General features: G+C 73.1%; 9 protein-coding genes and 1 pseudogene. 9 read left to right on the forward strand and 1 reads right to left on the reverse strand.

The window, feature by feature from the left end; all coding sequences use genetic code 11:
- The first annotated feature begins 161 nt into the window (after positions 1–161).
- From AC02VZ_RS21020 to AC02VZ_RS21035, 4 genes are all read left to right on the forward strand, one after another.
- Complete coding sequence (locus AC02VZ_RS21020; protein WP_476476111.1) at positions 162–1,628, forward strand: aldehyde dehydrogenase family protein; 1,467 nt, start codon at positions 162–164, stop codon at positions 1,626–1,628.
- Between the two features lie 92 nt (positions 1,629–1,720).
- A complete protein-coding gene (locus AC02VZ_RS21025; protein WP_476476112.1) occupies positions 1,721–3,295 on the forward strand; it encodes a GMC family oxidoreductase in 1,575 nt (524 codons plus the stop codon).
- Between the two features lie 605 nt (positions 3,296–3,900).
- A complete protein-coding gene (gene betT, locus AC02VZ_RS21030; protein ID WP_476476113.1) occupies positions 3,901–6,030 on the forward strand; it encodes a choline BCCT transporter BetT in 2,130 nt (709 codons plus the stop codon).
- Positions 6,031–6,477: 447 nt separating this feature from the next.
- On the forward strand, positions 6,478–7,017 hold the full coding sequence (locus tag AC02VZ_RS21035) for a hypothetical protein (RefSeq protein ID WP_432055328.1): 540 nt from the start codon (positions 6,478–6,480) through the stop codon (positions 7,015–7,017).
- Between the two features lie 247 nt (positions 7,018–7,264).
- Here AC02VZ_RS21035 and AC02VZ_RS21040 read toward each other — a convergent pair whose 3' ends face one another.
- A complete protein-coding gene (locus AC02VZ_RS21040) occupies positions 7,265–8,056 on the reverse strand; it encodes a CDP-alcohol phosphatidyltransferase family protein (RefSeq protein ID WP_432055329.1) in 792 nt (263 codons plus the stop codon).
- Between the two features lie 108 nt (positions 8,057–8,164).
- On the opposite strand from AC02VZ_RS21040, the gene AC02VZ_RS21045 reads away from it, so the two are divergent.
- The 5 genes and pseudogenes from AC02VZ_RS21045 to AC02VZ_RS21065 all read left to right on the forward strand — a co-directional run.
- A complete protein-coding gene (locus AC02VZ_RS21045; protein WP_432055330.1) occupies positions 8,165–9,142 on the forward strand; it encodes a zinc-dependent alcohol dehydrogenase in 978 nt (325 codons plus the stop codon).
- Positions 9,143–9,869: 727 nt separating this feature from the next.
- Positions 9,870–10,268 carry a 6-pyruvoyl trahydropterin synthase family protein gene (locus tag AC02VZ_RS21050; RefSeq protein ID WP_362095937.1) on the forward strand — a complete coding sequence of 133 codons (399 nt, stop codon included), beginning with the start codon at positions 9,870–9,872 and terminating at the stop codon, positions 10,266–10,268.
- Between the two features lie 170 nt (positions 10,269–10,438).
- Positions 10,439–11,590, forward strand: coding sequence for a glycosyltransferase family 4 protein (locus AC02VZ_RS21055; RefSeq protein ID WP_476476146.1), 1,152 nt, complete (start codon positions 10,439–10,441; stop codon positions 11,588–11,590).
- The gene (locus AC02VZ_RS21060) at positions 11,587–12,741 is read left to right on the forward strand and encodes a class I SAM-dependent methyltransferase (RefSeq protein ID WP_476476114.1); all 1,155 of its coding nucleotides are present in this window, start codon (positions 11,587–11,589) and stop codon (positions 12,739–12,741) included. The genes AC02VZ_RS21055 and AC02VZ_RS21060 overlap by 4 nt, the downstream gene beginning before the upstream one ends.
- Positions 12,738–13,931, forward strand: a pseudogene (locus tag AC02VZ_RS21065) (lysylphosphatidylglycerol synthase transmembrane domain-containing protein); the annotation flags it as partial. The gene AC02VZ_RS21060 and the pseudogene AC02VZ_RS21065, both read left to right, overlap by 4 nt.
- Between the last annotated feature and the right edge of the window lie 293 nt (positions 13,932–14,224).

A 14,224-nucleotide genomic window follows, 5' to 3' on the forward strand; every position in this document is an offset into this window, starting at 1 on the left:
CATGCCACGCCACGAGCTGGGGCCGTTCACCCACCCGGGTCACCCCACCACCCGCACGCAACAGTGACCGCGCGCCCCCGCGCTCCCCACCGCACCATGGGCCTGTCACCGACCGGCCGAGCGAACCGATCGGTACCGGTCGGACGAGAAGGAGGAGCCGGATGGGTGAGCTGTACATCGACGGCCAGTGGGTGAGCGCGGAGGCCGGCGGCAGGCGGGACGTCGTCAACCCGTACGACGCCTCCGTCGTCACCACCGTCGACGAGGCGGACGCCGCCGACGTGGACCGTGCCGTGCGCGCCGCGCGGCGGGCCTTCATCGAGGAGGACTGGGCGAACGCACCCACCCGTCGGCGCGCCGACGTGCTGATGCGCGTCCACGACCTGCTGCTGCGCGACCGGGACGAGATCGCCCGCACCGAGACCCTGGACACCGGCAAGACGCTGACCGAGGCCCGGATCGACGTGGAGGACGTGGCGAACGCCTTCCGGTACTTCGCGGAACTGGCGGGCAAGGACGGCGGCCGGGTCGTGGACGTCGGACCGGACGTGCTCAGCCGGGTCGTCTACCAGCCCGTCGGGGTGTGCGCGCTGATCGCGCCCTGGAACTACCCGCTGCTCCAGGCGTCCTGGAAGGTGGCGCCCGCCCTGGCCGCCGGGAACACCTTCGTGCTCAAGCCGAGCGAGACCACACCGCTCACCACGATCGCCATGATCCGGCTGATCGAGGAGGCCGGCGCCCCGCCCGGTGTCGCCAACCTGGTGCTGGGCTCCGGGGCGACCGTCGGCGCGGCCATGACCTCCCACCCGGAGGTCGACCTGGTGTCCTTCACCGGGGGCCTGGCCACCGGTCGCGCCATCATGGCGGCCGCCGCCGAGGGGCCGAAGAACATCGCCCTCGAACTGGGCGGCAAGAACCCCAACATCGTGTTCGAGGACGCCGACTTCGACGCCGCCGTGGACTACGCGCTGGACGCGGCCTTCCTGCACGCCGGGCAGGTGTGCTCCGCCGGTTCGCGGCTGCTGGTGCAGGACTTCCTGCACGACCGGTTCGTCGAGGCCCTCGCCGAGCGGGCGCGGGCGATCCGTCTCGGCAACGGCCTGGAGGAGGGCACGGAGAGCGGGCCGCTGAGTTCCGCCGAGCACCGGGACAAGGTCGAGCGGCACATCGCCGCCGCGCTTCAGGAAGGCGCGCGGCTCGTCACCGGCGGCACCCGCCCCGACGACCCCGCCCTCAGCAACGGCTTCTTCCTGCTGCCCACCATTTTCGCCGACTGCGACCGCACCATGAGCATCGTCCAGGACGAGGTCTTCGGTCCGGTCGTCACCGTCGAGCGCTTCCGCACCGAGGACGAGGCCGTGGAACTGGCCAACGACACCCGTTACGGACTGGCCGGCGGCGTCTGGACCTCCGAGGCGAGCCGTGCCCAGCGCGTCGCCCAGCGGCTCCGGCACGGCACCGTGTGGATCAACGACTTCCACCCCTACGTCCCCCAGGCCGAATGGGGCGGTTTCGGCCGCTCCGGTGTCGGACGCGAGCTGGGACCCACGGGCCTGCGCGAGTACCAGGAGGCCAAGCACATCTACCAGAACCTCGCCCCGGGACCCTCCGGCTGGTTCAAGGGCTGAGCCCGCGCAGCCCCGGCACTCCCGAAGGCACGCCAGTACTCCGGTACTCCAGCACTCCAGAGCACGCGAACAGCCCCGAAGAAAGGCACCCCATGGCCGCCCCCACCACCCCGCACGGCGCAGAGTCCTCGTACGACTACGTCATCGTCGGCGGCGGCACCGCCGGCTGTGTCCTCGCCGCCCGGCTGAGTGAGGACCGCGACTGCCGCGTCTGCGTGATCGAGGGCGGCCCCAGCGACGTCGGGGACGAGCAGGTCCTGCGCCTGCGCAACTGGATCAACCTGCTGGGGACCGAGTACGACTACGGGTACACCACGGTCGAGCAGCCCCGCGGCAACTCGCACATCCTCCACTCACGTGCCCGTGTCCTCGGCGGCTGTTCCTCGCACAACACCCTGATCAGTTTCATGCCGCTGCCGCAGGACCTCGACGACTGGGTGGCCGCGGGCTGCACCGGCTGGGACCCGGCGACGATCCTGCCGTACCGGGACCGCCTGCTCACCAAGATCGTCCCGGTGGCCGAAGCCGACCGGAACCCGATCGCGAAGGACTTCGTCACCGCCGCCTCCCGCGCCACCGGCGTCCCCGTCATCGACGACTTCAACGCCGAACCCTTCGCCGACGGCACCGGCTTCTTCTCGCTGGCCTACGAACCGGAGGGCAACCTGCGGTCCTCCGCCTCCGTGGCCTACCTCCACCCCGTCCTGGACCGGCCCAACCTCACCCTCCTCCTGGAGACCTGGGCCCACCGACTCCTCACCGACGAGTCGGGCCGGCTCACCCGCGTCGCCGTCCGGGGGGCCGACGGGGAGCCCGCCACCGTGCGCGCCGAGCGCGAACTGGTGCTGTGCGCCGGGGCCATCGACACTCCGCGCCTGCTCATGCTGTCCGGCATCGGCCCCGCCGACGACCTGCGCAGCCTGGGCATCGACGTCCACGTCGACCTGCCCGGCGTGGGGGAGAACCTGCTGGACCACCCCGAGTCCATCATCCTCTGGGAGACGGACGGCCCGCTGCCGCCCAACTCCGCCATGGACTCGGACGCCGGTCTGTTCCTCCGGCTCGACAAGGGGCAGCCGCGACCGGACCTGATGTTCCATTTCTACCAGGTGCCGTTCACGGTCAACACCGAGCGCCTGGGCTACCCCGTCCCGGAGCACGGCGTCTGCATGACGCCCAACGTGCCCCGGGCGCGCTCCACCGGCCGCATGTGGCTGCGCAGTTCCAACCCCTCCGAGCACCCCGCACTGGACTTCCGGTACTTCACCGACCCCGACGGCCACGACGAACGCACCATCGTCGAAGGGCTGAAGCTGGCCCGCGAGGTCGCCGCGACCGACCCGCTCAAGGACTGGCTCGTCCGCGAGGTCGCCCCCGGCCCGACCGTCACCTCCGACGCCGACCTCTCGGAGTACGGGCGCCGCGCAGCCCACACCGTCTACCACCCGGCGGGCACCTGCCGCATGGGGGCGGCCGACGACCCGATGGCCGTCTGCGACCCGGAGATGCGGCTGCGCGGCGTCGAGGGCGTGCGGGTCGTCGACGCGTCGGTGTTCCCGACGATGCCGACGATCAACCCCATGGTCACCGTGCTGCTCGCCGCCGAACGCGCCGCCGATCTCCTCACCGGCAAGCAGGGGCCGAACGCCGGGAGCGGGACGCGGTGACGGGGCCGCGACGGGCCGGCGGCGCACTCGGGCTTCCGGTCTCCGGGACCCGCCCCGCCGGGCGGCCGACCCCGCCCGCACGTGTCGCACCGCCATCGCCCGCGTGTATCGCACCGTCACCGCCCACGTGTGCCGCGCAGGGACTGCCATCGCGCGCACGTGTCGCGCAGGGACTGCCATCGCCCCCGTGTGCCGCGCAAGGACTGCCACCGACCGCGCGGACCGATCGGGGCACAGCACCTCGTGCGCGTGTCGTCCAGGGCCCGGCATCCCGCCTGCGTGGCGGACCGCCGCCCGTCCAGGCGGGTGTCTGCCGCTCGCCGGGCACCGTCCGTGCTGGTCGCACAGGCCCGGGCCCCGGCGGCCTCGGCCGCGTGCCAGGCAGCACACCGGCCCCATCCGCCACGGGGCCGAGTGGGTTTCCAGCCGGTCCGGCCGGTTCGATCCGCTGCCACCGGGGCATCAGGACTCTGCCTCGCCCCACGTGCCCCGTTCCCCGGGGCGTTCGAGCAATGACCTGAGGCCCTGCGAGGCCCGTGGACAGCGGCAGTTGCCGCCCGCACGGGATGGCACGTCCCGGGCCTCAGCGAAGGAGGAATGCGACCATGTCGAGCGCTGGAGACAAGGATCCCGCGGCGGTACCGGACGACCTGCAGGCGGACGAGGAGGCGGCGGGACCGGCCCGGCTCAAGCCGGTCGTCTTCTTCGGCGCCGCCGGTCTGGTCCTCGCCATCTCGATCTGGGCGATCATCACGCCGAGCGGTGCGGAGACGGTCATCGGTGTGGCGGTCGGCAAGATCTCCAGTTGGTTCGGCTGGTACTACTTCGTCGCGGCGACCCTCTACCTGGTCTTCGTGGTGTTCATCGCGCTGTCCAAGTACGGCACCGTCAAGCTGGGCCCCAAGCACTCCAAGCCGGACTACGGCCTCTTCACCTGGGGCTCGATGCTGTTCGCGGCCGGCATCGGCATCGACCTGATGTTCTTCTCCGTCTCCGGGCCGGTCAGCCACTACCTCGCCCCGCCGCAGGGCGACCCGGAGACGCTCGAAGCCGCGCGTCAGGCCGTCGTGTGGACCCTGTTCCACTACGGCATCACGGGCTGGGCGATGTACGCGCTGATGGGCATGGCCCTCGGCTACTTCTCCTTCCGCTACAAGCTGCCGCTCGCGATCCGCTCGGCGATCTATCCGATCATCGGCCGCCGCATCCACGGCCGGATCGGTGACACCGTCGACCTGGCGGCCATCATCGGCACGGTCTTCGGCATCGGCGTGACCCTCGGCATCGGTGTCGTCCAGCTCAACTACGGTCTGAAGGTCCTCTTCGACGTGCCGGAGGGGCTGGCCGCGCAGATCGCGCTGATCGTCGTCGCCGTGGGCATGGCCACCGCGTCGGCCGCGTCCGGCGTGGACAAGGGCATCCGCCGGCTGTCGCAGCTCAACGTCCTCCTCGCCGCCCTGCTGATGTTCTACATCCTCGTCGTCGGCGAACCGTTCCGGCTGCTGAACGCCGTCGTCCAGAACGTCGGGGACTACGTCAGCGGCTTCCCCTCGATGACGCTCAACACCTTCGCCTACGACCAGCCCACCGAGTGGCTGGACGCGTGGACGCTGTTCTTCTGGGCCTGGTGGATCGCCTGGGCGCCGTTCGTCGGACTCTTCCTGGCCCGCATCTCGCGCGGCCGGACCCTGCGCGAGTTCATCGCCGCCACGCTGATCATCCCGTTCCTGTTCACCGGTGCCTTCCTGGCCATCTTCGGCAACAGCGCCCTGTTCCTGGTGCGCGACGGGAACAAGGGATTCGGCGAAACCGCCATGAACGTCCCCGAGCAGGGCTTCTACACCCTGCTGGACCAGTACCCGGGCTTCCTCTTCAGCGCCGGACTGGCGACGTTCGTCGGCCTTCTGCTCTACGTCACCTCCGCCGACTCCGGCGCCCTGGTCATGGGCAACCTCAGCGCGGAGCTGCCCACCCCGGTGACCGACGCGCCCACCTATCTGCGCATCTTCTGGGCCGTGGCGACGGGACTGCTCACCCTCGCGATGCTCATCGTGGGCGGCGTGCAGGCGCTCACCAACGCCACCATCATCATGGGCCTGCCGTTCTCCTTCGTGATGTTCCTGATCATGGCCGGCCTCTTCCTGGCGTTGCGAACCGAACGCATGCGCGCCGAAGCGACGGTCACCACGCTCCCGGGATCGCTCTCCGGGCGCACGGTGACGCAGCACGGCCTGCCGGGAGCCCCCAGTTGGCGGCACCGGCTGGCCCGGACCATGGCCTTCCCCGGCCGACGGGCCGCCGGACGCTTCGTGGACCAGGTGTGCCGCCCGGCCTTCGAGGAGGTCGCCCAGGAACTGCGGGAGCAGGGAACGGACGCCGAGGTGGTGGAAGGAACCGTCGAGGCCACCGGCCTTCCCCACGTGGGCCTGCGCGTGCCGATCGGCACCAGCGACGAGTTCCTCTACCAGGTCTGGCCCGTCGAACGCACGACACCTGCCTTCGCCACCCGGTCCGTCAGCACGCACGACACCTACGTCCGGTTCGAGGTCCGGCTCGCCGAGGGCAACCAGGACTACGACGTGATGGGCTACACCAAGGAGCAGCTCATCGCCGACAGCCTCGACCAGTACGAACGGCACCTGGAGTTCCTGCGCGTACGCGACGAGGCGACCAGCCGGTCCGGCTTCCCGAGCCACCGCCCGGACGCCCCGGACGCCCACTTGCCGGAGGAGTGAGGGACGGCGCCTCGGGCGGGGGTCGGGCGCCCGGGGGCCCGGGCGCCCGGCTGGACGGCTGGTGGAGACGGCCGGGCGGCCCGCGGGGACGGTCTGAGGTTGTCTGGAGACGGCCGGGCGTCTGCTGGGAGCGGGCGGGCGCATCTCCGGGGAGGGCGGGGCGTCTCGGGGGAGGGCGGGCCGTCTCGGGGGACGGCCGGGCGCCTGTCGAGAGGAGGCGGGCGTTCCTCCGATGGGGCAGGGGTGCCTCCGCGACCGGAATCCGTGCGGGAGGAGCCGGAGAGCGCTCGAGGCCGGATCGGACAACCTGCGGCTTCATGTCACACGAACAGGTGAAGCTGCGGGGAACGGGCACGCGACGGCCGGGCGGGCCGTTCGAGCAAGTGACGGGAACCGCTCCCGTCACTGCGAACAACCACGGAAGCCGGAAGCAACGGGGGCACACAGATGGGTCTGCAATTCCACCGCAATCCCGACGGGACGACGACCGGGCGCAACGAGGCCAACGGCTTCACGGTGACGCTCCCCGACGAGGAGGAGGTGAAGCGGCAGTTGTACGAGGACGCCGGGTGGACGTACACACCCCCGCCGCCACCGGTCCCGCGGGGATACCACCGGTTTCCGTTGGTGCACGAGGAGTTCGAGACCACCGGGTTCGAGGACGAGCGGTACGCGGAGGTGCGGAGGCGACCGCCGGAGGGCTGCGTCCCGGTCGACTGGGGGTGCTTCGCCCTCGAGTGCGAGCGGCCGGGGAGGACGCTGATGGACGCGGTGGCCGGTACGGTCGCGGAGATCCGGCGCGAGCACGGGCTGGTCATGACCAGCCTCGGTGTGGAGAAACCGCACGAGTGGCTCGGCTGCGATCGCGACGGCCCCGCGGCGCACACCGTGGCGCACTTGGTACTGATGGCGGCCCACCGGGCCCGCTTGCTCGGGTACGGACGCAAGGACCTGGTCCGGCTGCTCGACGCGACGGGAATCGCTTAGGCGGGATCGGGCCGCTCCCCTGCCGACGGGCCCGGAGTTCGAGGACGAGGTGAGGGCTTCGCGGCCCGTGATTGATGGGGACGAGAAGCCTCGAACCCGGTGATCCCCTGTCCCGGGCCCTCACTTGCCGGCCTCTGACCCCCACCTGCACGCCCTGGGCCCGGCGACCGTGGACGGGGCGGCGGCAGGCGAGGCGGCAGCAGGCAGCACTACTGCCGCGGGCTCGGCGGCACCCCGGCTTCCGGCGTCAGCCGGCGACCAGTTCCCGTCGGCCGGCCGGCTCGGACGGCTGCTGCCGTGCGGGCTGCTCCGCCACCGCCGCCTGGGCCCGCGACGTCCGCCACAGCCACAGCACGTCCCGGCCGAACGACCACAGCAGCAGCCCCAGCGCCAGCGCGACCACCGCGACATTGGCCGCGTGCGGCAGCAGGGCCGCGCCCGCCAGCAGCAACAGCACGCCCTGCAGCGCGGCCACGGTCTTGCGGGCCGTACTCGGCGGCAGAGGGGCGGTCAGCCAGGGCCAGACGCGTGCCGCGGCGACGAAGCCGTACCGCATGCCGCCGATCAGCAGCACCCACGGCCCCATCGCCAGCGACAGGTACACGCTCAACACCAGGATCAGAAAGGCATCCACTTCCATGTCGAACCGAGCCCCCAGCGCAGTCGACGTACCCGTCCTGCGCGCCACCTTGCCGTCGACGCCGTCCAGGAACAGCGCCACGGCGGTCAGGCCCACGAAGAGGGAGACGGGCGGCGAGTCGTGGAAGGAGTCGGCCACCAGGGCAGTGACGCCGCCGACGAGAATGGTGCGGCCGAGCGTGACACGGTTGGCGGCGCCGAAGGAACGTGACCCGGCCCGGTGCAGCGCCCGGGAGAGGACCGCCCAGGTCGCGAGGGCGAACGCGAGACCGGTGAGCCAGCCCGCCGGCCCCATGCCGATCGCCGAGCCGACCAGCACCAGCAGCAGGACCTGTATGCCCGCTCCCACGGCGGCCTCCTGCTGTACGAGCCTCGCGTCGTAACTGTTGTTCAGGGCCACCGAACACCCTCCGGCCGAGTGACAGATTTGATCAACGCCGCTACCTTGTGCGCGGCCTGTGCACCCCTCGGTACGCGTGCAGGTTCCCGATCGTTCAGGAGGATTTCGATGGACCGCACTGCTCGCGCGTTCTGGCTCGCCTCGCCCGGACGGGGCGAGATCCGCGAGGTGCAGCTGCCTCGGCCGGGCGACGACGACGTGCTGGTGCGGTCGTTGTACACCGGAGTGAGCCGGGGGACGGAGACCCTCGTGTTCCGCGGCGGGGTGCCCGAGAGCCAGCACGCGGCCATGCGGGCGCCGTTCCAGGAGGGCGACTTCCCGGGGCCGGTGAAGTACGGATACCTCAACGTCGGGGTCGTCGAGGAGGGGCCGTCGCACCTCAGGGGCCGGACCGTCTTCAGCCTCTACCCGCACCAGACGCGGTACGTCGTGCCGGCCGCCGCGGTGACCCCGGTGCCCGACGGGATGCCGGCCGGCCGGGCGGTGCTGGCCGGGACCGTGGAGACCGCGGTGAACGCCCTGTGGGACGCGGCTCCTCTCATCGGTGACCGGATCGCGGTGATCGGCGGGGGAATGGTCGGCTGTTCGGTGGCCGCCCTGCTGGCCCGCTTCCCCGGTGTCCGTGTGCAGCTCGTCGACAGCGATCCGGCACGGGAGGCCACCGCTCGCGCCCTCGGCGTCGACTTCGCCCTCCCGGAGGACGCCGTCGGCGCGTGCGATCTCGTCGTGCACGCCAGCGCCACCGAGCAAGGGCTCGGCCGGGCCCTGGAACTGCTGACCGCCGAGGGCACGGTCATCGAGCTGAGCTGGTACGGAGACCGCCGGGTCGCGCTGCCGCTCGGCGAGGCCTTCCACTCGCGGCGGCTGGTCATCCGCAGCAGTCAGGTCGGTACCGTCTCCCCGGCTCGCGCGGGCCGCACCTATGCCGACCGGCTGGCCCTCGCCCTGGACCTGCTGGTCGATCCGGCGCTCGACGCCCTGATCACGGGGGAGTCCGCATTCGAGGAACTGCCGGACGTCATGCCCCGGTTGGCCTCCGGCGACATCCCCGCCCTGTGCCACCGCGTGCGCTACGACAACGACTGACCCGGCGCGCGAACCGCCCCGACCGACCTGCTCACTCCGGCCGAAGGGCCCACCCGACCGCCCCACCACCCGACCGAACCGCCCGCCCTGACCGACACGCCCGACCACGTACTGCTCCCACGGCGTCCACTCCCGGGGGCTTCCACCGGAACGGGGGCAGGGCACCGCGGACCACGCACCCGCCCCACTTGCACCGGCTCCCGGCGGGGCCGCAGCCCGGCTGACCGCTGGAGCCGAGCGGGCGTACGAGGCGCCCCACGGGAAACCCTGCCGATCTCCGGTTCTGCCGCCCGGCCGCCCTGCCGTTCCGCTGCTTTGCCGTCGCTGCCGTCCCCGGCCCCCTCGGCCGCCGCCCGCGTCACCTGTGTCGGTGCGCCTCTCCCGGACCACCCGGGGGTATCGCTCCAGAACCGAGCCGCCCCGGTGCCGGCCACCCGAGGTGTCGGGGCGTTCACCCACGGTTCCCGTCGTCGGACGGGCCGCCTCGTTCCGCCCGCCACGACACCACCGCCCGCCCCGCCCGGCCCCACCGTCGGGCACCCACGCCCGCTTGGCGGCCCCCCGGCCCGCCCCCACCACGCCGGCGACCGCATGGAACCGGCCGCCCCGCTGACCTGAGAAAAGAGGTACCGGAGGCTGAACACGGGAAGGGAGTCAGCCGTACTACACGACATCCCCGGCGGACTTCGGCCGGGGAGCAGACGCGCCGCACCTGGAGGGTCGTCCGTTGTTCAGCATCACCGTCCGCGATCACATCATGATCGCCCACAGTTTCCGCGGCGAGGTCTTCGGACCGGCCCAGCGCCTGCACGGGGCCACGTTCCTCGTGGACGCCACGTTCCGGCGTGAACAGCTGGACCAGGACAACATCGTCGTCGACATCGGTCTCGCCACGCAGGAACTCGGGGCCCTCGTCAGCGAGCTGAACTATCGCAATCTCGACAACGAGCCGGACTTCGCGGGAATCAACACGTCGACCGAGTACCTGGCCAAGGTCATCGCCGACCGGCTGGCGGAGCGCATCCACAAGGGCGCCCTAGGGGAGGGCGCCAAGGGCCTCTCGGGGCTCACCGTCACGCTGCACGAGTCGCACATCGCGTGGGCGAGTTACGAGCGTGCGCTGTGACCGACACGACCCTGCACACCGCGGACCCGGCCACAGCAGCCGCAGCCGCACCCACGACCGACGCCACCGCCGCCGGAACCGCTGCCACGGTCACCGAAGTCGGCCACACGGGCACCGAGACCGGTGGCGCCGCCGCCGGCACCACCGCTGAACGGGCGAGGACCACCCGTCTGGGTTATGTTCCCCGACAGGCGTCCTCTCCCAGGAACGACGGGATCATCCCCATGTCCCTGCGCATGGTCCACTTCGTGATGCCGGGCGGTGTCGACGACCCGTCCGCGCCCAGCGGCGGCAATGCCTACGACCGCCGGGTCTGCCTCGACCTGCCAGGATTCGGGTGGGGCGTCCACAAGCACGCCGTGGCCGGTTCCTGGCCCCGCCCCGACTCCGCCGCCCGTGCGCACCTGGCCCGCACGCTGCGTCAGCTCCCCGACGGCACCGCCGTCCTCCTCGACGGGCTGGTCGCCTGCGGTGTCCCGGACATCATCGTGCCCGAGGCGGAGCGCCTGCGGCTGGCCGTGCTGGTCCACCTTCCACTCGGTGACGAGACCGGGCTGGAGCCCGCCATGGCCGCGGAGCTGGACACCCGCGAGCGGACGGTGCTCCGCGCGGTGCACGCGGTCGTCGCCACCAGCGACTGGGCGGTCCGCCGCCTCGTCTCCCACCACGGCCTCGACCCCGAGCGGGTCCACGTGGCCGCGCCCGGAGCCGACATCGCGCCCCTCGCCCCCGGCACCGACGGGGTCTCCCGGCTGCTGTGCGTGGCGGCCGTGACCCCGCGCAAGGGCCAGCACCGTCTGGTGGAGGCCCTGGCGACGGTGGCCGACCTGCCGTGGACGTGCAGTCTCGTGGGCGGGACCGCCCACGACCCCGAGTACGTGGCCCACCTGCGGTCCCTGATCCGCACACACGGACTGGAGGACCGGCTGGAACTGGCCGGACCGCGGTCCGGCGCCGAGCTCGACGCCAGCTACGCCGCCGCCGACCTGATGGTCCTCACCTCGTACGCCGAGACGTACGGGATGGCGGTCACCGAGGCCCTGGCCCGTGGCATCCCGGTCCTGGCGACCGATGTGGGCGGGCTGCCGGAGGCGGTCGGACGCGCACCGGACGGCGGAGTGCCGGGCATCCTGGTTCCGCCGGAGGACCCGGCCGCCATCGCCGCAGAGCTGCGCGGCTGGTTCGGCGAGCCGGACGTCCGGCGTCGGCTGAAGGCCGCCGCGCGCGGACGGCGTGCCGCGCTCGGTGGCTGGGCGAGTACCGCCCAGAGTCTGGCGGGCGTCCTGCGCCGGCTGCCGGCCGAGTCCCGGAGGGCCGCATGACCGAGCAGGTGACGACACCGCACGCCGGGGTGATCCCGGCCCAGCCCGGACCCCGGCAGGCCGCGGACGCGGCCACCGGTCCGCGAGGGAGCACCATGCACGCCGGGAACCACACCACAGGGACCCCTGCCGGATCGGCCGGGCCGGCCGGGTCCTCCGTCATCCCCGGCGCCGGCCCCGTCGCGCCGCCGGCGGCAGCCGCGGCCACTGCCCCGACGGAGTCACCCGCCGACGACGCGGCGGCCCGGCCCGCTGCCCCCGGCGCGCTCCGGCCCGGCGAGCGGGCGACCGTGAAGCTGCGCGACACCGGAGCCGAGGAACCGGCGCGGTACGCGCCCGAGTGGCTGCAGCTGCGGGAGCCCGCCGACGCGGTCGCCCGCTCCCACGACCTCCTCGACCCGCTGCGCATCCGGCTGGCGAACCTGCCGCAACGGGCCGACGGTCTGGTCATCCACGACATCGGCTGCGGCACCGGTTCGATGGGCCGCTGGCTCGCCCCGCACCTGGACGGTGCCCAGCACTGGATCCTGTACGACCGTGACCCCTACCTGCTGCACTTCGCGGCCGTGGGCTCTCCCCGTTCCTCCGCCGACGGCAGCCGGGTGTCCGTCGAGACCCGGCGCGGCGACGTCGCCCGGCTCACCCCGGACGCCCTGTCCGGCGCGTCCCTCGTCACGGCCTCCGCGTTGCTGGACGTCCTGACCCGAGAAGAGGTCGGCGCTCTCGCCGCAGCCTGCGCGGGTGCGGGCTGCCCGGCCCTGCTCACGTTGTCGGTCGCCGGACGCGTCGAACTGACCGCCCCGCATCCGATGGACCAGGAGATCACCGAGGCGTTCAACGCCCACCAATGCCGGGGCGGTCTGCTCGGTCCCGACGCGGCGACGGCTGCCGCCGACGCGTTCGCGGAGCACGGCGCGACCGTGCGGCTGACGCCGAGCCCTTGGCGGCTGGGCCCGGAGCAGGCCGCCCTGACCGAGCAGTGGCTGCGCGGCTGGGTCGGCGCAGCGGTCGAGGAGCGTCCGGCCCTGGCGGAGCGCGCCGGGCAGTACCTGAAAGAGCGCCTGGAAGCCTGCGCGGCAGGGGAGTTGCGAGTGGTCGTCCACCACACCGACCTGCTGGCCCTCTGCCGGCCGTCGGGCAGCACCGCATGAGCACGCGGCTCGCACCCGCCCCCGCTCCCGCGGCCGGGCCGTCGGCCACCCCGGCCGACGCGCCGCGGACAGCAGCGGGCCGGCAGGAGACGGGGGAGGGGGCGGTGCGTCGGCCCGGTTCCGGGGGCCGGGCCCGTGTCCTGCTCGCGCAGCTCAACACCCCGGTGGTACGCACCCGTCTCGGCACCCTCGCGGGGGTCGCCATCCTGGCGGTGCTGATGTGGCGTCTGGGCACCGGGGTCCTCCTGGACGGGCTGCGCCGGATCGACGGCCCGGCCCTGCTCGCCGCGCTCGTGGTCGGACTGGTGACGACCGTGTTCAGCGCCTGGCGCTGGTCCCTCGTGTCCCGGGGCCTCGGCATCCGGCTGCCGCTCGTCCGCGCCGTCGCGGACTACTACCGGGCCCTCTTCCTCAACGCGGCCCTGCCCGGCGGCGTGGTGGGCGACGTCCACCGGGCCGTGGACCATGGGCGCAGCAGCGGTGACCTGGGACGCGGCGTGCGGGCCGTGGTCCTGGAACGGGCGGCCGGGCAGCTCGCGCTGTTCGCCGCCGGTGCCGCCGTGCTGCTCACCGTGCCCTCCCCGGTGCTCGACGAGGTCCGGCACGCCGCTCCGCTCGTGGGCCTCGGTGCGCTGGGCGCCTGCGCGGTCGCCCTCGCCCTGCGTATGAACCGGGCCACACCGTCACGGCGCGGCCGTGCCCTGCGCCGGATGCTCGCCGAAGCCCGGGAGGGCCTGCTCTCCCGCAGCAACGGTCCCGGGGTGCTGGTGTCCTCGCTCGTCGTCCTGACGGGACACGTCGCGATGTTCGTGCTCGCCGCCCGGGTCACCGGGACGGACGCGGCGGTGAGCCGCCTGCTGCCGCTGGCCGTGCTGGCCCTGCTCGCGATGAGCCTGCCGCTGAACGTCGGCGGGTGGGGGCCCCGGGAGGGCGTCACCGCGTGGGCGTTCGGCGCCGCGGGACTCGGCGCGGGGCAGGGACTGGCCGTCGCGGTGGTGTACGGAGTGCTGTGCCTGGTGGCCAGCCTGCCGGGGCTCCTCGTCCTCGCCGCCCGCTGGTACGCGGGACTGCGTGGTGCCCGGCGGGCCGTCGCCGACCCCGACGCGCGGAAGGGGAGCGGCCTCGGCCACCCGTGCGCCTCGCCGCGCACCGCGGTGCCGGACGCGTCAGGGCCGTCCGGCACCCAGGTCCCCGCACCCGCCCAGGCCGGACTGCCCGCCCAGGCCGAAGCGCCTGCCCAGGTGCCGACCTTGGCCGAACTGCCCGTCCCGGCCGGAGTGCCGGCCCCGGCCCCAGCACCTGCCTCAGCGCCGGCACCTGCCCCGGCCGCGACGTCCGCTTCGGCCGCGACGCCTCCCTCGGCCGCGACGCCTCCCTCGGCCGCGACGCCTTCGGCGGCAGCAGTCGCACCGGAAACAACACCGATCCCGGCCACCCTGTCGACCTCTGTCGCAGCGGCCGGCCCGACGCCGGACTCCGCGCC

The sequence above is a fragment of the Streptomyces sp. 3-6 genome (assembly GCF_056323165.1).